The 23879-nt window shown below is 59.0% G+C and carries 15 protein-coding genes; 5 read left to right on the top strand and 10 right to left on the bottom strand.

Translation table 11 applies throughout. The features are described 5' to 3' along the window. Positions 1-10: 10 nt before the first annotated feature. Genes AB8A33_RS25530 through AB8A33_RS25540 form a run of 3 tightly spaced genes read right to left on the bottom strand, consistent with a single transcriptional unit; the run spans position 11 to position 3752 of the window. The gene (locus AB8A33_RS25530) at positions 11-2383 is read right to left on the bottom strand and encodes a xanthine dehydrogenase family protein molybdopterin-binding subunit (RefSeq protein ID WP_439095349.1); all 2373 of its coding nucleotides are present in this window, start codon (positions 2381-2383) and stop codon (positions 11-13) included. After that, the gene (locus AB8A33_RS25535) at positions 2380-2892 is read right to left on the bottom strand and encodes a (2Fe-2S)-binding protein (protein WP_439095350.1); all 513 of its coding nucleotides are present in this window, start codon (positions 2890-2892) and stop codon (positions 2380-2382) included. Before AB8A33_RS25535 ends, AB8A33_RS25530 begins: the two co-directional genes overlap by 4 nt. Continuing rightward, positions 2889-3752, bottom strand: a complete 864-nt coding sequence (locus tag AB8A33_RS25540; protein WP_439095351.1) for an FAD binding domain-containing protein — start codon at positions 3750-3752, stop codon at positions 2889-2891. Before AB8A33_RS25540 ends, AB8A33_RS25535 begins: the two co-directional genes overlap by 4 nt. A 150-nt stretch (positions 3753-3902) precedes the next feature. On the opposite strand from AB8A33_RS25540, the gene AB8A33_RS25545 reads away from it, so the two are divergent. From AB8A33_RS25545 to AB8A33_RS25560, 4 genes are all read left to right on the top strand, one after another. Next, positions 3903-4574, top strand: coding sequence for a TetR/AcrR family transcriptional regulator (locus tag AB8A33_RS25545; protein WP_439095352.1), 672 nt, complete (start codon positions 3903-3905; stop codon positions 4572-4574). Between the two features lie 730 nt (positions 4575-5304). Beyond that, entirely contained in the window at positions 5305-6927 is a 1623-nt protein-coding gene (locus tag AB8A33_RS25550) for a calcium-binding protein (protein WP_439095353.1), read from the top strand. Between the two features lie 242 nt (positions 6928-7169). Next, positions 7170-8969, top strand: coding sequence for a type I secretion system permease/ATPase (locus tag AB8A33_RS25555; RefSeq protein ID WP_439095354.1), 1800 nt, complete (start codon positions 7170-7172; stop codon positions 8967-8969). Then, complete coding sequence (locus tag AB8A33_RS25560; protein WP_439095355.1) at positions 8969-10462, top strand: HlyD family type I secretion periplasmic adaptor subunit; 1494 nt, start codon at positions 8969-8971, stop codon at positions 10460-10462. Before AB8A33_RS25555 ends, AB8A33_RS25560 begins: the two co-directional genes overlap by 1 nt. A gap of 236 nt (positions 10463-10698) precedes the next feature. Here the strand turns inward: AB8A33_RS25560 and AB8A33_RS25565 are convergent, their stop codons facing one another. The 3 genes from AB8A33_RS25565 to AB8A33_RS25575 are packed head-to-tail and all read right to left on the bottom strand — an operon-like array spanning position 10699 to position 13674. After that, positions 10699-11319 (bottom strand): hypothetical protein, encoded by a 621-nt coding sequence (locus tag AB8A33_RS25565; RefSeq protein ID WP_439095356.1) that lies wholly within the window; start codon positions 11317-11319, stop codon positions 10699-10701. Further along, positions 11316-12338, bottom strand: coding sequence for a TAXI family TRAP transporter solute-binding subunit (locus AB8A33_RS25570; protein WP_439095357.1), 1023 nt, complete (start codon positions 12336-12338; stop codon positions 11316-11318). The genes AB8A33_RS25565 and AB8A33_RS25570 overlap by 4 nt, the downstream gene beginning before the upstream one ends. 55 nt (positions 12339-12393) lie before the next feature. Further along, positions 12394-13674, bottom strand: coding sequence for a hypothetical protein (locus AB8A33_RS25575; protein ID WP_439095358.1), 1281 nt, complete (start codon positions 13672-13674; stop codon positions 12394-12396). 650 nt (positions 13675-14324) lie between these two features. Here AB8A33_RS25575 and AB8A33_RS25580 point away from each other — a divergent pair. After that, positions 14325-14852 (top strand): DsrE family protein, encoded by a 528-nt coding sequence (locus tag AB8A33_RS25580; RefSeq protein WP_439095359.1) that lies wholly within the window; start codon positions 14325-14327, stop codon positions 14850-14852. 64 nt (positions 14853-14916) lie between these two features. Here AB8A33_RS25580 and AB8A33_RS25585 read toward each other — a convergent pair whose 3' ends face one another. The 4 genes from AB8A33_RS25585 to asnB all read right to left on the bottom strand — a co-directional run bounded on the left by AB8A33_RS25585 (position 14917) and on the right by asnB (position 23878). Then, positions 14917-17646, bottom strand: coding sequence for an AMP-binding protein (locus tag AB8A33_RS25585; RefSeq protein ID WP_439095360.1), 2730 nt, complete (start codon positions 17644-17646; stop codon positions 14917-14919). Between the two features lie 112 nt (positions 17647-17758). Then, positions 17759-19921 (bottom strand): oligosaccharide flippase family protein, encoded by a 2163-nt coding sequence (locus AB8A33_RS25590; RefSeq protein ID WP_439095361.1) that lies wholly within the window; start codon positions 19919-19921, stop codon positions 17759-17761. Positions 19922-19928: 7 nt separating this feature from the next. Further along, the gene (locus AB8A33_RS25595; protein WP_439095362.1) at positions 19929-21878 is read right to left on the bottom strand and encodes an AAA family ATPase; all 1950 of its coding nucleotides are present in this window, start codon (positions 21876-21878) and stop codon (positions 19929-19931) included. 11 nt (positions 21879-21889) lie between these two features. Beyond that, the gene (gene asnB, locus AB8A33_RS25600) at positions 21890-23878 is read right to left on the bottom strand and encodes an asparagine synthase (glutamine-hydrolyzing) (protein ID WP_439095363.1); all 1989 of its coding nucleotides are present in this window, start codon (positions 23876-23878) and stop codon (positions 21890-21892) included. Position 23879 lies beyond the last annotated feature (1 nt).

Below are 23879 nucleotides of genomic sequence, written 5' to 3' on the forward strand. Positions count from 1 at the left end.
GTTTTGTTGGTCAGATGTGTCCAAGCGCCTTGAGTATTCGCGCAGGTGTCATCGGCACCTGAGCGACCGTGCCTCCGAATGGCTTCATCGCATCATTGATCGCATTAAGCGCTGCCGCTGATGCCGCAGCCGTGCCTGCCTCGCCGACCCCCTTGGCGCCGAGCTGGGTATCCATCGTCGGCGTCTCGACATGGCCGATCTCGATATCCGGCATCTCGACCGCCATCGGCACGAGATAATCGGCGAGCGAGCCGTTGGTGAGTTGGCCGCTGTCCCCGTAGACGCATTCCTCGAAGAACGCCGCGCCAAGCCCCTGAACCACGCCGCCGCGGATCTGTTCATCGACCAGCAACGGATTGATGACACGGCCGCAGTCCTCGACCACCCATAGTTTGAGGATCTTGACCAGACCGGTCTCGACGTCGAGTTCGAGATGGCAGGCCTGGACGCCATTGGTGAAGGCGAAGGGATAGCCTTGCGGCGCATAGTGATGCGCGACCGACAGTTGCGCCTGCGTGCCGGGCGGCAACGTATCCGACCGGAAGTAGGCGATACGCGCGATCTCGGAGAGCTCCATGCGCCGTTGCGCCGTCGCGGCATCGACGATCCAGCTACTGTGGATGTCGAGCTTCTCCGGCTCGTCCTGCAGGATCGCCGCAGCCACTGCGAGCACATTGGCCTTCAGCTTCTTGGTCGCTTGCAGCGCCGTTTCGCCGCCGATGCCGGCGCCGCGGCAGGCATAGGTCGCACCGCCATAGGGCGTGGTGTCCGTATCGCCCGTCATGACCTTGACGCGATCGCGATCGACGCCGAGATGTTCGGCAACGATCTGCCCAATGATGGTTTCGGTGCCCTGGCCCAACTCAGTCACCGAGATCGAGCAATGGACATCCCCGGCCGGCGTAATCTTGACGATGGCGCCATCCTGCGACGAGATCCGCGCCCCGCCGACGCCATAGAAGGCCGGGCCGGGATTGGTGATCTCCACGAAAGTGGCGATACCGATGCCACGATAAATGCCCTTGGCCCGGAGCTCCGCCTGTTCGGCGCGCAGCCCGTCGTAGTCCATCATCGTCTTCAGCTTGGTGAGGCAGGCATGGTGCGACAGCGCTTCGAACTGGTAGCCGGTTGGCGACGTGCAGGGATAGGCATCGTCCGCAATCATGTTGCGGCTGCGGATATCGAACACGTCGTGCGCCGTCTTCTCGGCAATCATGTCCACCAGCCGCTCGGTGACCGTGCAGGCAACCGGATGCCCGACGGCCCGGTACTGGCTCATCTGAACCTTGTTCTGGAACACCACCTGCAGATCGGCGCGATAGTTCCGGAACGTGTAAGGCGCGCCCATCAAGCGATAGACCTGATTGCCTTCGACGACACTGGTGCGCGGATAGGCGGAGAATGCACCGATGCCGGTGACATCCTCCACATCCATCGCCAGAATATTGCCATCCGCATCCGCCGCCATACGGGCGCGGACGCGATGATCCCTGGCATGAATGTCGGAGACGAAGGATTCGATACGGTCGGCGACATATTTGACCGGGCGGCCCAACATCATGCTGAGGCCGACCACCGCCATGTCCTCATGATACATGTGCAGCTTCATGCCAAACGAGCCGCCGATATCCGGTGCGATCACACGCACGCTGGATTCGGGAATGCCGTAATGGCGCGCATAGATGTCCTGGAACTGATACGGCGTCTGCGTGGCGTGATGCACCGTCAGCTTCGCTTCGCTGGCGTCATAGTCCGCGATGATCGCGCGCGGCTCCATGGTCACCGCGGTATGACGGCCGAAATGGAATTCCTCTTCCACCACATGGGCGGCGCCGGCGAAGATGTCATCGACACCGCCGGTGTCGATCTTGCCGTGAAAGCAGAGATTGCTACCGAGTTCCGGCGAGATCACCGGCGCGCCTGGTTCGCGCGCAACGTCGATATCGACGACGGCGGGCAGTTCCTCGAAGTCGATATAGACGACCTCGGCAGCATCCTCGGCCAGCGCGCGCGTATCGGCAACGACGGCGACGACCGCTTGCCCGGACCATACGACCTTGTCGACAGGCAGCGGCAGTTGCGGCGGCGATTTCATGCCTTTGAAGTGATCCATGGTGCCGACCCATGGCGTGCAGAGCTTCGCAAGGTCCTCGCCGGTCGCGATCAGACGTACGCCGGGCATTTCACGTGCCGTCTGCGTGTCGATCGACAGGATGCGCGCATGCGCGTATGGGCTGCGCACATAGGCGACATGAAGCATGCGCGGCAACGTGATGTCGGTAACGTAGCGGCCGCGACCGGCCAGCAATCGCTTGGCATTCGGGCGCGGCACCGAGCGGCCGATATAGGAGTTCGGACGATCCAGTGGGGTTAGCACGCTCATGCGCCGACCTCCTCGGATGCCTGATCAATCACACCTGCATCGCGGTCGCGCGCGACCTTCTCGATGGCATCGACGATGGCTTCATAGCCGGTGCAGCGGCAGTAATTTCCAGATAGCGCTTCGCGAATTTCCTCACGCGTCGGCACGCCCGGCTGTGACAGCAGGCTATGCGCGGTCATCAGCATGCCCGGCGTACAGAAGCCGCATTGCAGGGCGTTGCGCTGATGAAATGCCTCCTGAAGATCGGCAATCGCAGTGCGCTCGGTGAGACCTTCGACGGTCTCGATGGCCGCCCCGCTCGCCTGCACCGCGAAGGTCAGACAAGAATGTACGACGCGGCCATCCAGAATAACCAGACAGGCGCCGCAAACGCCCATCTCGCAGCCGGTATGGGTGCCGGTCAGCTCCAGCGTCTGGCGCAGGAAATCCGCCAGCGTGACGCGCGGCGCGATGCTGTGCGACACCTCAGTGCCGTTCACCGTCATGGTGACATTGACGAGATCGCTCATACGTCCTGCCTCGCGATCTCGCCCAACAGTCGGCCAAGAAGAACGCGCGCCAGATGGCGCTTCATGGCAGGCGGCGTGTGCTCGTCTTCAGGCGGATCGAGGTCATCGCCGACGACGGCCTGCGCAGCAGCGATTGCAGCCTGATCCAGCGTCTTGCCGATCAGAGCTTCTTCCGCCTGCCGCGCACGCAGCGGCGTGCTGCCGACGGAAAAGAATGCGATACGGACATGCTCGACCGCGTCGCCAGAAAACTCGGCAAAAATACCACAACCGACCAGTGCGAAATCGCCGCGCCGACGCGCGAGCTCATGAAACGCCCAACGATGGCCGGGACGAACCACCGGCACGTGGATAGCGACAAGCAGTTCGCCCGGTTCGATCGCGGTCTGAAACAGATCGACAAAGAAATCATCGGCCGGCACCCGGCGCACGCCGTCGCGGCCAGCGATTTCAAGCTCGGCGCCGAGCGCCAGCGTCATGGCGGGAAATTCGGACGCGGGGTCAGCATGCGAAATGCTGCCGCCAAGCGTGCCCTTGTTGCGAATCGCCGGATGCGCCACATGCGGCGCGGCCTCGCTGTAAAGCGGCGCGTGCCGACGGATCAGCGGATCGCTCAGTACTTCAAAATGTCGGGTCAGCGCGCCGATACGCAGCCAGTCGCCCTGCAACTCGATGCCGCGAAGTGCCGGAATATGCGCGATATCGATCAGCAGCTCCGGCGCCTGCAAACGCAAGGCAAGCGTCGGCACGAGGCTCTGGCCGCCCGCGATATAGCTCGCGTCGTCCTGTGCATCCTCGAATGCCTTCAGCGCCTCCACCACGGTGGAAGCCCTCACATAGTTGAACGCCCTCGCCTTCAACGTCTTCTCCCTAAACGTCTCGCGGACGCCCAGTTGTGACCACTTGGTCTGAAATCTAGAACACGCCGGTTTCCCAGGGTCAACTTAAAATGACCATTTGGTCTCTTTTTCGAATTGAGCTATTCAGAACTCCCGCAACGCGAAGCAAAAATGGCAAAAAAGCCCATCAAATCAGCCGAAAAGCCACCGCGTCGCAACATGCGCGCGGCGGAGCGCGAGCGTTTCATCGTCGATGAGGCCGTTAAGTTTTTCGCCGAGCATGGCTTTGGCGGACAGACGCGCGAACTCGCCAAGCGCATGGGCATCACCCATTCGGCGATCTATCGGCACTTCCCGAGCAAGGAAGCGCTGATCGAACGCGTCTATGAAGAGATCTATCTCAGCCGCTGGTCGCCGTCCTGGGCCGGCCTGATCCAGGACCGCACGCTATCGCTTCAAACGCGGCTGTCGCGCTTCTATCTGGAATACGTCGAGCAGGTCTTCGAATACAACTGGGTGAGAATCTTCGTCTTCTCCGGGATGAAATCATTCGACATCACCAAGCGCTACCTTCAGATCGTCCGCGACCAGATCATCGAGCCCGCCTGCCGCGAACTTCGTCACGACCTGAAGCTGCCCTCAAGCGACCAGGTGCCGCTGTCGGAACGCGAAGTCGAAATGTTCTGGGGTTTGCACGGCCGCATCTTCTATATGGCCATCCGGCGCTTCGTCTACGACACGCCAACACCGGAGCGGCTCGACGACATCGTCAACGACGCGGTGAGGGTGTTTCTCGACGGCTCAAAACAGCTGATGCCTGAGCTTGTGCAATCGGCATCATGACGTTTGTAGCCTGCTGCGGCCACCCACCTTTGCGATTAGTGGGCGCTTGCTTCTTGATCTCATCCGAAAGCTTGCGATCCTGACAGGCATGCTTTGGGACCGGGGATTCGCCGAGGTCATTGTCGATCGGCCTGCACGACCATCGGCCAGCACAGCCGCGCCCCCAGATTGATCTAGTTGCTCAAGCACATGAAGTGCATTGACGGAGCATGGTTCTACCGCGGCATTGATGCGGCCCGGCACTGACGCACGCATTTTCGTCGAAGGAGTGAGATCGCGCCACGCCGGCATTGCTGGCTTTCCGAAGCGCTACGCTCGAAATGGGTATTGCCGAGACAGGAGAGAAGCTTGCTGTCGTTGTCGCTGGCGCAACTACAGCAGAGGAATCCGAAACACGCATCAACGATTACCGCTTCTACCGGCGATACTTATGAGTACGTTTGTGTAGTTCCTTCGCCGTATCGCGACTGTTGAGTAGTACCGTTGCGAACAGGTTATGAATCTCTGCGCACCGAGCTACCGCCGTTTTGATACCAGTCTCCAAGTTTTAGCACAATAAACTCACTGTTTTGCCCAGTGCCGCGCCAAACTCCCGCCTCAAACGTAAACAAACGTTAATCCATGGGCGCTTCGATCGAAGTTAATGCAGAACTGTAGTTACGTACCTGCGCTTTCTTTTACGAAGATTCTTGGGGGCTTCGTCAACGTACTACAATACAGGGGAACGGTATTGACAACATTACACTACACATCCGGAGATAACATCGACGCAAAGGGTAACTTCACTCCAGCTCAGGCAGGCTTCAATCTCGCCGACGTTTCGTCGGTCGAGCAAGTGAACGCTTTGCCGGCAGGTGTGAAGGGCCTCGTCTGGCTCGATCAGGGCGATGGCGTCACCCAGAGCTTCATCGACGCTGTGAAGCCTTACATCGGTAATCCCAACGTTTACGGCTTTTTCCTTAAGGACGAACCAGATCCCACGGGGCAGTGGAATACCCTCGTGACCGCTGCAAACCTGAAGGCTGAGTCCGATTGGATTCACGCCAATGTTCCGGGCGCGAAGACCTTCATCACCATGATGAACATGGGATCTTCAGATAATCCCAGCTTCGCGAATACATATACTCCGGAAAACACCCACATCGACCTCTTCGGAATCGATCCGTATCCGGTGCGGTCGGACAGCTCGACAGTCGACTACAGCATGATTGACAAGGCTGTCGCTGCCGCCAAAGCCGCTGGAATTCCGGAGGCCAGCATCGTGCCGGTATTTCAAACATTCGGCGGCGGTAACTGGGTCACCGATCAGGGTGGTCACTATGTGATGCCGACCGCCGCGCAGGAACAGCAAATGCTCGACCATTGGGCATCTGTCGTTCCCAATCCGGCTTTCGACTACGCCTATGCCTGGGGATCGCAGAACGGAGACGTGGCGCTCGAAAACTCGCAAGCGCTCCAGAACGTATTCCTGCAGCACAATACGAGCACCACGGCGACGGGTTCGACGTCGACTGGAAGCACGACTCCGGTCGATACGTCGAGCAGCAGCCCGACGACGCCGGTCGACACGTCGCATAGCGGCACCTCGACAGACACGACGTCTTCGAACGATTCTTCGACGACGCCCACGACCTCCCAGCCGACAACGACGGCGCCGACCAACGACACCAGCAGTTCCGGGCACAATCACCATCACAAGGCTGACTCCTCCCAGTCGACAGATGGAAGCACATCGTCCGGTTCCGGAGGTGGACACCATCACCACGGATCCACGGCAAACGCGTCGGTGAGCACTGCAGCGGATACCGCTTCCAGCAGCGTCACGGACACGACCTCGTCGGTAGACACCTCGACTGCGCCCACGACCACCGAGCCAACGACGACGGCGCCGACCACCAACGCCGGCCACTCCGGGCATAACCACCATCACAAGCTGGACTTCTCCCAGCTGACCGATGGAAGCACATCATCCGGAGGTGGACACCATCACCACGGATCCGCGGCAACCGCTTCCGTGAGCGTTGCAGCGGATACCACTTCCAGCAGCGTTGTCGACACCTCGACTGCGGCGGCGACCACCGAGCCGACGACAACGGCTCCGACCACCGACGTCGGCAACTCCGGGCACAACCACCATCACAGGCTGGACTTCTCTCATCTCACGGATGGGAACAAATCTTCCTGGGGTGGTCATCATCAGCACGCATCCGCATCGCCCGCTGCAACCGCAGCAGCGACGGCTGCGACGGATACGGCTTCGAGCGACGTCACCGACGCAACTCTGGCGCCGCATCTGGATCTCGCCAGCCTCCACAACAACCATCACGTGGATCACCATTCTTGGCACTGGTAAGCCCGCAGAACTGAGTCTGCGGCAAAGAACGACATATGCGCGGTGATCCGCGCATATGAAAGCGACTTGGGGGGCCTTCATGGCCCCCCAATTTGGGGATCATCGCGGCCAGTATGGTCGCGAGAGGAATGCCGTCTCGCGCAGTGCGGGATGTGTTGCGTACGAGCGCATTCGCGCTCGCTTCTTCGCATATGGCTTCTCTAACGTTAGCGCCGTCCGATTCGGGCGGCCTGGATACACACATGTATACTTCGACAAGACCGCCCGCACTTGCGGATGCGTTCCGCCAGATACGTCCAGGCCTGCTTGCCGCGGGCGGGCTGTCTATCTTCATAAATCTTTTGGTGTTCGTTTCGCCGCTCTATACGATGCAGATCTACGATCGCGTACTGACGAGCCGAAACGCCATGACGCTGTTGCTGCTTTCGCTGATCGCGCTCGCGCTTTTCATCAGCTACGCAGCACTTGAACACTTTCGCAGCCGCGTTCTCGTGCAAACCGGGCTACGCTTCGACCAGTTACTCTCAGGAGAAGCTTTCGAAACGGCGCTTGCACAGGCAGTGCGCACAGGGAGCTCGCATCATGTTCAACTGTTGCGCGACGTCGATACATTGCGTGATGTTTTATCCGGCGGCGTGATCACGTCTCTGATGGACGTACCTTGGACTCCGATTTTTCTCGGCATGTGTTTCCTACTTCATCCATCGATCGGCCTCGTTGCTTTGATGGGCGCGCTGGTCATTCTTGCACTCGCCTTTCTCAACGAGCGCGCCACCAAGGCGCCGCTGATGGCAGCTTCGTTCAAGAACCTTCACGCTCTGGACCGATTGACATCTTCGCTTCGTAACGCTGAAGCGATCCGCGGTCTCGGAATGGGGCCTGCCGTGCGCGCCGCCTGGGGTGTCATGCATGGACAGGCGCTCGTTGAAAGCGCCAAGGCCGGAGAACGCGGCGGAACATTGCTCGCAATCTCGAAATTTCTGCGGATGGCGATCCAAGTGGCGATTATGGGCGTCGGGGCCTACCTGGCAATTCATCAGGAGATTTCGGGAGGCGTTCTCTTCGCTGCCTCTCTGATTATGGGGCGTGCGCTGGCACCGGTAGAAGCGGCCGTCTCGCAATGGAGGGCATTTGTTTCCGCGCGCACGTCTTTTTCCCGCCTCGATGAGGCCCTGCGAACGCGAGCGACGGAAAGACAACCGACGCGGTTGCCGCCCCCGATCGGCGAAATCTCCGTCGAGGCTTTGACAGTTATGGTACCAGGCTCACAACTGGCGGCGATCGCCGATGTCACTTTCCGACTGACACCTGGCGAGGTTGTTGCGATCGTCGGCGCGTCGGGCTCCGGCAAATCCTCCCTGGCCCGCGCGCTGGTCGGAGCTTGGCCGGCCGCACAGGGCTGCGTACGTGTCGACGGAAATGACATCCGGCATTTCGAAACCAGCTTCCTCGGGCAAAGTTTCGGTTACCTGCCGCAGGATGTTGAACTATTCGCCGGGACCGTCCGCGACAATATCGCTCGCTTTCGCGACGGCGCCTTGGATGAACAGGTCGTCGAAGCGGCACAACTGGCTTCGGCGCACGCCATGATCCAGCGGCTGCCGCAGGGCTACGACACTGTCATAGGGGAAAACGGGGCTGGTCTTTCCGGCGGCCAGCGACAACGCATCGGGTTGGCCCGCGCGCTTTTTGGCAGGCCCGTCTTTGTCGTGCTCGATGAACCGAATGCCAACCTGGACGGCGACGGCGATCGTGCTCTGGCCGATGCCATCCAAATGCTCCGTCAGCAACGCGTGACGATCGTGATCATCAATCACAGACCCAATCTCCTTTCATTGGTCGACAAGATTGTTTTCATGCATGACGGTCGCATCGGGCGCGCCGGCACGCGCGAAGAGCTTCTTCCCTTGCTTCTCGGCGAGACCGTTGCGCCCATGCGTCGCGAGCCGCGGATCGCAACAGAAAGCCACCGAGTTGATGGGGCCTCACGCCACGCGCCGTTTCCAGGTTCAGTGCGGCCTGTCCATGTCACGAGGCAATGATGAAGATTCCCAAACTGCGAGCAGAGATTTCTGCTCAGGACGAACTCGCGCGACTCCTTAGACGGTTGAGCAATGGTGGCCACGCGCTTCGCAGGCCGGATGTCCTGCAACGATTTATGGAGATCAAGGCGCGGTTGCTGATCTGGCTATCAAAGGTATGGCTGTCGATATTCCCGAATCGCGACGCCGGGAACGCAAATGGCGGCCCATCGGGCGATTGGCGAACGCCGGCGAGACGCGGCTTTGGCATCGTATTCCTGACCTTCGTTGTGTTTGGTGGTTGGGCTGCCCTGGCATCTATCGATGGTGCCGTCGTGGCTGCTGGCTCGATCGTCGTCGAGAGCGACCGTAAGTCCGTTCAGCACCTTGAAGGTGGCATCGTCCAAAGCCTGATGGTGAAGGGCGACGCGCATGTCGAACAGGGACAGGTGCTGTTGCGGCTCGATCCAACACAAGACCGGGCACGGGAGGAGATGGCGCGTTCGGCAGTGTATTCGGCAATCGCGGAAGAGGCGCGCCTGCTTGCGGAAGCCGATGGGGCCGATACGATCATGTTTCCATCCGAATTGACGCAGAAGGCCTCCGATCCCTCTGCGCAGCGTGCCATGGGCGATCAGAAGCGGCGGTTCGAGGAACGCCGCGTTGCGCGAAAGATCGAGGTTTCGATCCTTGAAGAAAAGATCGGACAGGCACAGCGCCAAATCCAGGGAAACGCTGCGCAAAGCAAGGCTGCACACGCGCAGTTCGACAGCATGGCGCAGGAATATACCAAGCTCAAGCCGCTCGCCGACCAGGGGATTGTTCCGTTTGCGCGGGTTGCGACCCTGGAGCGTTCCAAATCCGATCTTGAGGGGCGAATTGGTTCATACGACGCCGACATCGCGCGCTTCGGACGGATCATCGACGAGGCACGGTTACAGATCAATCAAGTAGGGCAGAAAGTTCTGGAAGAAGCCACCGGCAAGCTAGCCGACACCCGCGCCCAGCTCGCCGACGCGCGCGAGAAGCTACGCATGGCCGCTGACGTTCTCGGTCGGATGGACCTGCGTGCACCTCGCTCCGGGCGTATCGTCAATCTGAAAGTCCACACGGTTGGCGCGGTGATCAAGCCGGGCGACGTCTTGATGGAGATCGTGCCAGACAACGACGTTCTCGTGGTTGCCGCAAAAATATCTTCTCTCGACGTCAATCATGTACAAATCGGCATGCCTACAGAAGTGCGGCTTCCCTCGTTCAAGGCTCGCTCGACGCCTATCGCCATCGGCGAGGTTCTCTCGGTGGCGGCGGACGCGCTTCGCGACGAAGCCACGCACCAGCCTTACTATGAAGTCAAAGTTTCAGTGCAAGTGACGAAATTTCCCGACAAAATTCGCGAGAAGCTGAAACCCGGCATGATGGCCGACGTCCTGATCGCGACTGGTGAACGCACCGTTCTTGCCTATCTCATGCAACCGATGACCGATGCGATACGACGCGGTATGCGGGAGGATTAAGGAGACCTACCGGCGTCGCGACTTGCCGATGCCTCGCCGGTGGCTTGGTTCAGTTCAGCGCAACCGTCGTTGCCGCAATGCCAAGACATTGCGGATGTTGGAGCGTTGAATGGACGAGCGGGCGCGAAGGGCAGCTGCGCATGCGGCGAGGCAATGGAAATGTCAGGCTGGTATCTTCGCAACAAAGGCGAGCGAACTGGTCCCATCGTCCTGCACTCGTTTAGCATCTGCGTCAGTCAGGGCGCGGGCCAGTTGCATGCTGTCGCTATCTTGCGTCGGACTGAATCCAAGCCGACCAATTGAAACGTACTTTCATATGGCGGACCTTTCCCAACGCGGACCTTAACAAGAAGTTGGCTGCCTTCCGGCATTGAGCGGAGCAAGCGAACAACGTCGCCTGGAAAGGCAAGACCTTTCCCCGTTTCTAACGCCCGCCAGCGCTGTTCAACAACTGGCTCTTCGTTGATCCGGTGCGCGACCTTCACCTCGCCATCCGCGCCCTGCTTCCAGGATCCCGTTGTGGAAATGGTCAGCTCCGTGCGATGGGCGCGGCAATGGATGGCGAGCGCGGAGGCAGCATTTTGCGATGCCGTGCGCGCTGTCATCAGCGCCTCAATCTGCGGCTGATAATCCACCGGCGAGGTGGTCTCGCTGATGATCCAGTTCGGACTTGGAGACGGCGTGGTAGCGTGGGTTTCGGTCATCTCCCCCAACAGCTCATCGACGCACTTCAAGCGCTCCATGCCTTCAAACTGTGAGCAGGTCTTCAGGCGATCTATGGCGCCACCGGTTTGAGCACACACAGTCTGGCTCATAACCAAGAGCACAGCCAGACCGAGGGTACCCGTGTCCTTCATGGGGACCGTCCCGCGGTTACGGCCTGCGGAAGATCAAGCCATTCCTGCGCCGGCTTGAACCTGCCGAGGCTCGGGACACTAGCCCGCAGGTTGACCTCTTTCCATTTCGGATCGAAACCGGGCGACTGCAACCGGTCGAAGCGACCAAACAAGTGATCGACCAGGCGCGCCACGCGCCGGTATCGATCGGACTGTTGCGGCCAGTTGTAGGCCGCAAGGATGGTGGGGACTGCAATCGTCGCTATCCGCTCACCCTTCGGTACCAGACTCGGATAATCCGTCGCGTCGATGGACGACGGGAGGTAGTAGTCCTCAAATCTGGCGCCGTATTCGACGGGGAGGAACTTAAATCCGGGATCCCAGCGTCCCTTGAGAAAGGCGTCGACGGGCTTTGACGTCACAAATACAACGGCCGCGATTTCTCCGCGCTTCATTTGCTCCAAAGCCACCTGGTGTGGAATGAACATTTTCTCCACGCCCAGCCCCAGCCGACTGAAAATCAGCGGACCGGAATAGGCGGCTGCCGTACCTTGCGTATTGAAATTGACCTTCTTGCCCTTGAGGTCTTCGAGCGACCGGATCTCGGGGCGGACGAATATATGTAGTTCGGATGGGAAGAGGCTCAGAACGTAGACGATGCGCCGCTCGATAGACGGGACCTGAGCCTTGTATTCGTCAAGAGCGTCCGTATTGATAATCGCCGCATCAACACCCTTGAGATACAGCAGCGAATTGACATTTTCCGTTGCTCCGCGCGTTACGATCGGGAGAACGTGAAGCTTGTCTTCTTCATTCACGACGCGAGCGATCTCTGCCGCGAGACGAAGCGGAGCGCCTTCAATGAGGCCGCCGGCAAGGCCGACAGTCCAAGCATTGATGCGTTCTTTCGCGGCTGTTTCAGTCTTTTTCGCGGCCACCGCAGCTGGCGTCTCGCGCGTCGGAAGCGATTGCGCATTTGCGGCCAATTGCGACCCGAACGCCGCCAATGCCATCGCAGATAAGAGCTTGATGAGCGACATGCGAGTCTCCATTCTCGGAATGACCATCTAGGGCTGACGCGCCAGGAGCTGGCAGCTATTTCAGCGACTCAATCCTCGTCTTCGCATCCTCAATGCCGCCCGCCTGTGCCTTTTCGTACAGTTCGCGTGCCTTTCTGGAATCACCGAGGACCCCACGTGCGCTCCACGATTTCAGCACGCGGGCGTCGTAGGTCTCCGCGAGCATAAAGGCGGCTCGCGCGCTGCCATGTCCAAGAGCGTGTTCAAGCAATGGGCGCGCCCCGCTGATGTCAGCTTGTCGGAGCAATGCGTTGGCCCGAACAAGCAATCTCTGTTCGTCCGCCACAGAATAGGGAGCGACACTCGCCAGCATGGTTGCCTCTGATGCCACGGGGACTTTCAGCTCCACACTTGGCACGGCTTCGCGAGCGGTCGACCGTGCTTGCGGTGGCGTTTCCAACACGGACGATCGTTCCACATATGAAGCGACGGCCTGAGTGGAAGCCCACTGCGGCAAGGCGCTCTTTCCCTCGGTCGTCTTCGCACGGGGCTCCGCCGCGCCTTCGTTCCGGCCAGTAGTGGCGGGTTGGCGCGAAGCGAGAGTCTGAGAAGCACTCACGGCAGCAAGCTGCTGGTTTCCAGCCTCCAGTTGGTTCTTAACAAGAGCAAGCTCCTGCACAAGTGCGTCAGCGCGCTCGCGCTCGCTGGCAAGAGTTCGCTTCTGCTCTGCTGCCGTGGTGTTGCTGGCCTCCGTCACCCGAAGCATCTCAGCGTGTGCCGCCGCGAGACGGCCGGCATGCTCCTCGATCTGCTGACGCGCCGAGGAGAGCTCGCGGGCGAGTGCCTCGGTCCTGCTCCGCTCCTTTGCAAATGTCCGCTCTTGTTCGATCTTCGCAGCCTCTATGATCCGCGCGGCCTCCGGCGTCGCGGCATGCGCCGCGTCGAGTTCCGTCCGGAGGGAGATCAATTCACGCGTGAGGGCTTCTGCTCCGTCTTGCTGCTGTTTGAGCTGCTGTTCGAGCGCCTGCTTTTGTTCAATCTCCGCCGCAGTGGCTTTTGCGGCGTCCGAAGCTGCGATCCGCGCCGTATCGAATTCCGTCCGAAGGGAAGCAAGGTCACGAGCGAGCGCGTCTGCCTTCCCCCGCTCCTGCTGTTCGAGCGCCTGCTCTTGCTTGATCTCTGCCTCGGTGGCTTGCACAGCTTTCGAAATCACGATCCGTGCCGCGTCGAGTTCCGTCCGAAGGAAAGTAAGCTCACGCATAAGGTTGATTGTTTTTTCTCGCTCCTGCTCGAGCGCTTGCGTTTGCCTGATCCCTACCTCGATGGCCGGGCCAGATTCCTTTTCCTTGCCTGCCACCCGCGCCGTCTCGAGTTCCGCCCGGAGGGTCGCAAGGTCACCCGCAAGAGCGTCTGCCCTGGCTCGCTCTTGATCAAGCGCGTGTCCTAGCATGGTGCTGGTCGCTTCAGCCGTCGACTGCACCGCATTGAGTTCTGCTCGAGGAGGCGCGACAAGCACAGGTGCAAGGGCCTCAGCCCTGTTCCGTTCCCGTTCAACGGCCAGTTCCCGCTCCCGTGTTTGAGAGGATTCGGAGGCCTGCGCGCGGAATTGGCTTTCACCGCATAGCCCATCCTCCGCAGCCCCAATGAGGACCCACAGAATGCAAGCTCCTACCGCAGACGAGGCACGCACAACGGTTCTGCTTGTTGCGCGGGAGCCCTCAACAGCTTTGGATCGCCGTAGCCAATGCGATGCTGCCTCAATTGTCTGTGACCACATCGTGACAACTCAGGTGAGCTTTTATGTGTGTCCATTTTCATGACACAGCCTTCATCGGCCGTTTGTCGATGTAGCAATGGAAGTAGTCACAACGAGGTAGGCGCACCAATCGCGGCAATTAAGTAGATCACGCCTGCATTGTCTGAACCATTCTTGACCCGCCTGTTCGCGCGCGATTACGCTATCGCGCACACTTGAGCCCGCACTCCCAGCACACTCAAGGAAACAACATGAACAGATCACTCGTCGTCTTCGCCAGCATGGCCGCCGTTGGGAGTATCTTGATGCTGAGCATCCAAACCAGTGGCGCTGTGGAAATCAATACGTCTGCCAAGACTTCTACCAAAATGAACGCCAACGCCAAGGTGACCACTGCCGCCATCCGAATGCAGCCCCATCGGCTCGTTGTACAGGTTGACGTCAATGACCCCGCAACAATCAATCTCGCTCTCAATAATGTCAGCAATGTAGCTCAGCACTACAGCGAGATCGGTCAAAAGGTTGGGATCGAAGTGGTCGTTTTTGGACCCGGACTGCATATGCTGCGAGATGACACCTCTCCCGTCAAAGCGCGCATCAAATCCATGAGCGAAACCATGCCACAGCTGACCTTTTCAGCATGCGGGAACACCCGCGAGAACATGGCAAAAGCTGAGGCGAAAGATATTCCTCTCATCCCGCAGGCCAAGGTCACCAAATCCGGAGTGGTACGGATCATGGAGCTGCAAGAGCGAGGCTGGAGCTACTTGCGACCTTGATCCAGAGGGGGCCTTTGCGATCTGCATCGCCTTGTTCCAATCTGTTGGATCTGCTGGTCGAAGATCAGGAACAGGACGACGCAATTGCTCGTTCGATGACGGGTCGGTTGACCGTCAAATGTGGGTCGATAACGAGATCGAGATGCCCGCCAGCAATCGGAATAACGTCTAGTTTTGCAAACAAGGAGTCCCAACCGAGGTGCGCCGGCGCCCCTCGCCGGTTGCAAAGGAATAACGTTCCGGTGATTGGCAAGCGAGATTTGGCACTTGCCACCCAGCGGCCGAATTCCTGCATCCGGAGAATCTCCTCAAGCTCCAACTTGAGCATGAAGCGGGTGTCGGCCAGATGCCTCCAGATCCTCATATCGAGAATTCGGCAGAACTTCATTTCCCAGTGGAGCCGAACAACACATTTTGCGATAGCGCGGCACAGCATTCGGTACATCGTGACCCGGTGTGATCTAACTCGCTGCAACGTACGTGACAGGGTCTCCCGATAGTCACTCCTGCGGGGGCCGATATTCGTATCCAGAATGCCTAGGAATTTCACCGATCGGCCTTCCGCAATCAGCCGGGCTGCCACTTCAAATGCCACGCCACCACCCAGTGAATAGCCGATCAGACTTATGTCGCCGCGAGGATGAACAGCGTTGATCTGCTCCAGGGCCAACGACGCCATGTGGTCGACCGAACTGCATCCAGTCAGAGCAGACGTCAGATCCGGGTAGCGGATCGGGATCACATGAGCCGTCTTGCTCAACTGCGCCCCGAACGCCGCCAGACTTGGGCCGTACCCCATCGAACCTGGCAACATCACAAGATGAGGCAAGAGTTCCCCGGCGGCTTGTCTCCGCTGCGCTTTACCTCCTGCAGCGACGATCTCGATCATATCGGCTGCGTTCATGTCCACCGTAAAGGCTTCCATGTTGAGCTCTTCGCCGACCAGCTCTTCCAGCTCCATCACGCATCGCAGAAGCTTGAGGGAATCGCCACCTGCCTCGTCCCAGCGGCTGGCAACGTCGGTCGTACCGAGGATCCGCGCCCATACCTGCGCCACTATTTTTTCGGCTTGCTTCACTTCACCCGCCCCTGGGGGCTGAGGTGGGGCTGGACCTCTTCGGCTCTCGGCATCCAGCACCTTGAGTTTCGCGACGTCTATCTTTCCGCCGGCGAGCCGCGGAAGCTCTGCGATTTCATGCAATCTGGTGGGATGCAATGCGGTCGGAAGCGTCTGCCTGATGACGTCCCGAACGTTAGTTGTGAATGTTGCCTTCGCCTCGGCGCCTGGCGATGCAAAAATAACCAGCTCGTTTGAATCGGTGACGATCGCGACAGCGTCGCTTACATAGGGAATTCTGCGTACGACAACCTCGAGTTCAGCCGGTTCGACACGCCGTCCATTGATTTTGAGTTGACGCCCCTTTCGTCCCAGCATCTGCATCAATCCGCGCGCATCGACAATAACAAGGTCGCCTGTCGGGAAGATGCGGCAATGGCTATCATCCGGGTCGGGTAATGCCGGAAGCACCTGACCGTTCTCCCAGTAACCAAGCAGCACATGCATGCTCTTGATGATCAGCTCCCCAACCTCACCGGTGGGCACAGGCACTCCATTGTCGTCGACGACGGTAAACGACATTCCTGGAAGCAAATAGCCAACCGGGGGCATGCCGAAGTCGCTTTCCTTGCAGTTGTCGGGAAGAAACCACTGCGTGCCGGTGGTTTCAGTCGACGAATAGCTGATCTGAATGAAGCAGGAGGGCTTCACGACCTTTCGGACGAGTGCAACATCCGTCCACAGCACCTTCTCGCCGCCGATCCGGACAACCCGGAGCGACTCGAAATCACCGGTATCGCTCGCGGCAACCACTGCCCGCAGGAGAGCGGGAACGATATACGCGATCGTTATCTGCTGCGAGCGAATCTGACGCAACACGCCGCGAAGGCCAAGGGCCTCGACATCCGCCATATGCAATCTTGCGCCGGTCAACAAAGCCGTGAGCATCTCTCTGGTGCCCGCAATGGTCGTAGGGCCGCTCAGAGGCATGAAGACGTCAGTAGCGTCGATGTGACATGCATCCGCATATTGCTGGACGCGCTGGAGCAAGCTCCGTTGGCTATTCACAACGCCCTTTGGCTGTCCGGTACTGCCCGAAGTGTAGAGCACGAGGGCAGGTGCATCCACCGAGATCGGCTCAAGCGATGCGGCGTCGCCGAAAAGTTCGTTGACGCGCGTAATATCGATCCAGTGCAGGCCGTCTCCGTCGATCCATTTGGTTGAGCTACCGTCGCCCTGGCCGATCAGTACAGAAATCTGCGCATTTGCAACGATGTGGGCAAGTCGCTGGTCGGGATCGCGCGGATTGAGCGGCACCAAGGGGCGCCCTGCGGCCATACATGCAAGCATGGCGATCGGATGCCAGATCGAGTGGCGCAACAACAGGCCGACGGCCCGCCCTTCGGGAGCCACCGCTGCAATCGCCTGGGCCAGCGTCAAAACTCTGATCAGAAAATCCGAATATGTGATTTGGCGAGTGTCATCGCTGATGGCGACGTTGTTCGGAAATCTCTTTGCCACCGCATCCAGATGCGTGATCGCGGGCACGTCGGCAAATTCGACCCCCATACGATTGAACGGGCGATCGACAGGCCCGCCCAGGTCGAGGGGCAGTTCGGGAGGTTTCATCCAGAGGGCTTGTGCAGGCTCGCTTGAATCTCCGGAAAGTGCGCGCCCGCCAGCGAACGTCTTCGCGCGTTTCGCCAAGGATCCATCGGGAAATCTCTGAAGTTGCATGACGGTACTCACCGTTGCGGGACGAACATCGTAGGTTAACAAGTCGGCTATTGGCGTCCTTCGAGTGAAGGATAAGCCCACACCAATTTACCGGCTTCTATCCAATTTCCGGTTACCCGGCGGCGGGCCGACGAAACTCCACAAAGGCAAAGAGCAGGCCGGCCGTCATGTTCACGCGTTTGTAGATGTAGATCGCCATTGCCGTGTTCCAGGCTACGTTCGTCACGGCCGTCGCAACGGCGGCACCCATCACTCCAAAGAAAGCAATGCCGATCGCACAGGCGACAACGTTCATGATGGCTCCGATCGCTGTGATTGCGGCTGCTGCGCGCTCGTGCCCAGTCATGGTCAGAAGATTTTGCTGTGGACCAGTAGCAGCAGCAAAGATCTGTCCGACGACAAGAATTTGGGCGACCGGAGCTGTTGCAACGAATTCCTCGCCAAAAAAGCGGAGTAGTGGCACCGTCAGCAATAGAAGCGGAAGTGCCAGCACGACTGTACCAGTCAGTGACAAGACAGTTGCTCGGGCAAACAGACTCTGAAGCGCCGCCTCATTCCGATGAGCGTGAAGCTTTGAGACGTTTGGTGAAAAGAAAGTCCCCACTGCCATGCGGGGGAGAACAAGAAAAAGAGCTAAGTTCAACCCCAGTGCAAAGATGCCGGCCTCGTGAGCATCGCCGGTCCAGCCGAGAATAATCACGCCGGCGCGGCTCATGAGAACTTCAACTCCAATCAAGATCATGGCAGGACAGGCGAGATGCCACCAGTCGCGAGGTGCATAAGCCGGCACCGCCGAGCGTAGTTGTGGCGGCCAAAGCTTCCGCATGCTCAATCCGACGATAGCGGCTGTGACGGCAGAGCTTGCCATCAAAGCGATCAAAACCGTTGTCGCATCGATTGGCGTGACGTTGAGTGCCACGGCAAGCAGAAGCAGCACGACCATAAGGCCGTCCCGAACGAAGCGTTCGGGCGCAATTGCCGAAATGACGCCACCCAGCGCGCGTACCGTGGCAGAACCGAGAACGTAAAGTGCGACCAATGGGACGGTCGCCATGCCAACCGCCAGACTAACAGTCAGCTCCCGATGAAGCGTCTCCGACAGGAATAGTGCGGTGGCGATTCCGCAGATCGCAATCAACATCCCAACCAACAATGATCGTCCGAATGCAAATTGAATAACTCCGCGCGCCAATGGCCACTTTCCGGTCGCACTATAGGCCGGCACATATCGCAGCAGAACCGTGTTGAACCCGAGTCCCGCGATGTAGGAGAGAAGGGTCGTCCAGGCCAGGACGTATGAGTAGATACCGTAACTCGTCGCTCCTATCGTACGGGCAATGACAAGTTGAGCCACGCACGTCAGCCCGGCGCCGCCAACATAGATAACGAATGCCCACAGGCTTGCGCTGGCCATGCGCCTAGCCAGCTCGGGGTGAGCCTGAGCTGTGAAAGTTCCGATCGTCTCGGGCGCCGGCAAAGGTGGCGTGAACTTCTCCGCACAGCGCTCCAAACTGTGGTCCGCTGCCCCAGGTGACAAACCGACCGCCCTGTCGGGCCTGAACTTGCTGGAGACTTCCTCTTCGATACGATCGAGAGCCTTGGACATCAGGCTGGGATCGAGCGAATTGATGCAGATCATCTGTTGATGCTCGGCCGCGAGCAGCGAGCCAACGTAATCAGTAATCGGCTTTGCCTTGAGAAAGGTACCTACATCGGGTTCGAACCATTTCTCCATGTACGTTTTCTGGCGTACTCGCTCATGGAGGCGCTGTTCCAACAGTTCCTCCGGAGCATCAAAGCGGATCAGCAGATCTGATTGCGTCCTCATACCGATAGCATGAGCGATCGTCTTCTCGTCTGCTCGGCTAAACAGGGCCAAGGTGCAAACGATCTGCACAAATCCCTGGTCGAACAAGACGATGCGATCGGGCTTGTGTGAATCTCTCCACACGCAGGAAAATCGAACGACGTATTGGCTAAGCCTGATCCACCAGACGGGATTGTTGGGTGGCATCAGTCGGAGCAACTCTTTCGCCAGACGCAGCCCTCGGGCATTTGCGACAGGACGGCACAAGATTGCGATAGTGGCGAAGATGGCAAGAGTGACGCGCTGCAGCGCTGGAAGAAATCCACCAAAGTTAAGAAGATGATTGGATAGATGCGGCAACGTGAGTACGAGGTCGACTTCATACCCACGGTCGCGCAGGCGTTGAGCGAGTGCCTCACTAAAGGTTGTTTTGCCAGCGCCTGGTGGACCGAAGGTCTCGATAATCATGCTGCCCTCAATCGCTTCTTAACCAATTGCGGGGATTCAGTTTGGGTGATCCGGAACGCTTCAGCTCGATTGCGTCTCCGCCCCACGTTCGCCAGGTGATTGCTGTCTTCGACCGCCGGCGAAGTGCGTCCCAAATCCTCTTGAACAGTTGCTGTGCGCGCTCACCGAACTGGTCCTGCTGTGGCGGCTCGACGCGAGTTAAGACAGATGAGAATCTCGTGTTCTGGGCAGGGTTGAGATGTTCTGTCCGAACAAGTTGATGCAGCGCGGTCTGCGCCGCCTCACGATCGGTGCTTCCAGAGTGAATGGCGAGCAAAACGTGGTCAGCCCAACTCGCCAGAAGTCTTGCTTCCGGGGCTTCCAGCAACGAGGGTCCGTCGATGATCACGAAATCATAGGTATCGCTCAGTTGTCGGAGCAACGAAGAAATCTTAGGATCAGCGAGAATCCGAAGCCGGTGTCCGCCAGACGATGTTGCCGGCAGATAGTCAATTCCAGATTCATGGATATGCTCGATCGCGTCTGCAAGTGGACGACCATACGCCAGTACACTGAGTAAGTTGGCGCTCTCGCCACCCGGTCGACGAGTGAATTGACCAAAGTCAAGAAGTAGAGTGCGCCACCCGAGCCGAGCAGCGTAAAGACCAAGGCTCCATGCAAGTGTGGTTTTGCCTTCCCCACCGATGCTGGAGCTGACAAGGACGACACGCTGCGATCGTGGGGTTGCCGGGTCGGGGGCCAGTATGGATACCAGAATGGAGCGGATTGCTCTGGCATAGTGGCTCGCAGGTTGCTCCAAAGCATAATGGGGCTGTTTGTCTGGCTCCAGTGGAATCGCAGGTATCAGTCCGGCGCATGGAATACGCAGAGCTTCGGTGGCGTCGGCTTCCGTGTGCAGGGTCCGATCGAAGTGGTTCAATATGACTGCGAGAACACAAGCCAGCAGAGCGAAGATAATTGCCGCAGGAGGAATCATAAGTAACGGGTGTAATGAGGTCGGTCGTTCTGGCGGCGTGGCCGTGGCAAGAAGACCGACGTCTGATTGCGCGGTCAGACCTTTTGCGATTAGCTCCTGCCGTCGCCGCAGGAGCGTTTCAAACTGTTGCGCCAGGGTGGTGACTTGCCATTCTAGCGCGGCGTCCCGGGAGGGTTGGCCAAGACGGGAGGCCTTTAGTTCCTCCTCGGCTTTTACCAAGTCGCGCTGGACTTTGGATGATTGTGTCGCGAGGGAGCTCAAAGCATACTCCACATCGCTTTGCTTCTGACGCGCGACTTCATCGACATACGATTGCGCCACCGTATTAGCGATTTCCGCCGCTCGTTGCGGGTCGGAGGCCGTAGAGGTAACGGCGATGATTCTGGAGCGCCGCTCCTGACCAACCCTCAGGCTGCGCTTTAGCGCAGCGAGAGCGGATCCGTCATCGGGCTCATGGTTCTTGCCAAGTAGCAGCTCCTTGGTTGCTGACCATGTACGACGAAAGAGCGTGCGCAAGCTTTGCATCCACGTTCGTGAACCCGCTTCCGCACCGTGCCTCGCATCCTCGAGAGCGCGGAGCGTTGGGAGAAGTCTCCGCAGATAGGCGTCGGAGAGCAGCACCGTGACATGTGTGTCGATGGTGGATTCCTCAGCAGCTGGTGTAGGCGCTGCGGACGCGCCACCGGCGTTTAAGGCATCGGCTGCGCCGGACTGTCGGACGTCAACAGCAAGTTGTGCCGTCGCGATGTAAGAAGGAGACATAAGAAAGCCGGCTACTCCGGCCAGCAAGGCGCCGATGACAATCATCCTGACGACAAGCCGCCTGTACTTCCGCACGCTATCCAGCACGCGATTTAAAGAGTGGAGACCATCATTTGAAGCCAAGGATTGTTCCGTCAGGCGCCGCCCAAATTCGTCCTCTGCCATATCCGGCGAAAGAGCCTGCAGCGGTCGAATGCGTCTTCCTACTAACGCTTCCATAGCTAGTTCCTCTACTGTGCGGGCTCGAGGGTATCTGTTGTTCGGGACACTCTCTGTTCGACCGTCGTTTCCAGCCATGACTGCAACATCAAGACGGCCCATAGCGTTCGCGAGTGATCGCGATTGCCACTCAGATGATCCTGCCAGCAGTTCTGGACTCTTTGCGTATCCAGCAAATTCTGCTGGTTAAGGCGTGATTCGGAGAGCAGGTCTGCAGCCCATGAGCGCAGGGGGCCTTTCAACCAGGCGCCAACAGGCACGTCGAATCCTTGCTTGGGACGATCTATCAACTGGCGCGGCACATAACGATCGAGAACCTGCCGCAAGATCCACTTTCCCTGCCCGTCGCGCACCTTGGCCGTGTTCGGCAGCCGCCAGGAGAATTCCACGACGCGATGGTCGAGAATTGGACAGCGCGCCTCTAGGCCTGTCGCCATGCTGGCGCGATCGAGCTTCACCAGAATGTCGCCGGGGAGATAACCGATCATGTCTCGCACAATGAAATCGGATAGAAGATCGTTCAGCGGCGGCACCTTGCTCGACTCGGTGACCATCTGCTCCGGGGTCAACTGCAGTTCGGAAAGCTGCATGACTTTCCGATACATGTCGTCGGCGTCATTGCCTGCAAACAGTTGCGCAAGGCGGTTAATCCGGTCGCTTCCGATCATCCGTCGCAGACGGCCCGGAAGAGGCAGGGCGTCGGCGATGTCCTCCCGCACACCGCGGGCGAGCAATGACACACCTATTGCCGCCGTTCGCCGAATTGCCCGATTGGAGTTCAGGAGGGGAGCCAGACGGGCGGTCAAAAGATGCCTGGAGTATCCAGCAAAACATTCGTCGCCGCCGTCACCGGAGAGGACAACAGTTACATCCCGGCGGGCGAGGCGAGATAGCAGCAGTGTCGGAATCTGCGATTCGTCGGCGAACGGCTCGTCCCAAATACGAGGCAGATCGGGAATGACATCTCTGGCCTCCGAGGGAGTGAGACGTAGCTCCGTGTGGTCCGTGCCGAGGTGACGAGCCACCGCCGCGGCACTGGCCGCTTCGTCGAAGGCGGGCTCGCCGAAACCGATAGTGAACGTGCGGACGGGCCGGGCGGATTGGGATTGCATCAGGGCGACGACAGTTGAACTGTCGATGCCACCGGACAGGAACAGCCCGATTGGCACGTCGGCGACCATGCGCTCACTGACGGCCTCGCGAAGCAAGCCATCAAGATGCGACACGAGCTGGCAATCGTCCGCGGAAACGAGGTTTTCTCGGCCGTTCTTTGCGATGTCAGTCAGCGACCACCAGGTACGCGTCTTTGTTCGAAGCTCTGCAGCATCCCGCGATGTCAGAAGATCATCGGCGCTGAAGGATAGAATGCTGCCGGGTGGAAGTTTGAAGACGTCTTGCCATATGCAATGTTCATCCGGCAACCAGCCGCGGGCGAGAAACTCAGCGACCCCGCACGGATTGATCTCCGGATGGAAATCGGGGAACGCATCGATCGCCTTTAATTCTGAAGCAAAGACAGCAGCGTTTGGCGTTCTGGCGACGTACAGGGGCTTCTTTCCCATTCGATCGCGAGCCAGATGGAGAGTGCGGGTCTGGCGATCCCAGAGGCCGATTGCGAAGATGCCATTGCTGCGCCCCAGGGCTGCTTCAAATCCCCATCTCTCGATCATCGCGAGCAAGACCTCGGTATCGCTGCCGCCGATGAAGTTCTGGCCGAGGCGTTGGAGCTCCTGTCGCAGCGACAAGTAATTGTAAATCTCGCCATTGAACGTGATGACGAACCGTCCGCTCTCGGAAAGCATCGGTTGTCGCCCCGCGTCCGTGAGGTCAACGATGGCGAGCCGGCGATGCCCTAATGCAATCCCGGCATCGCGATCGCACCACGAACCGTAAGCATCAGGTCCGCGATGGTGCAAACGATTCGTCATTCGCCCAATCGCATCCAGATCGGCGGATCGAGGAGCGCTTGGCATCTGAAGAATTCCGGCGATTCCACACATG

Origin of the sequence: Tardiphaga sp. 813_E8_N1_3 (assembly GCF_051811025.1) — a bacterium.
Lineage (GTDB): Bacteria > Pseudomonadota > Alphaproteobacteria > Rhizobiales > Xanthobacteraceae > Tardiphaga.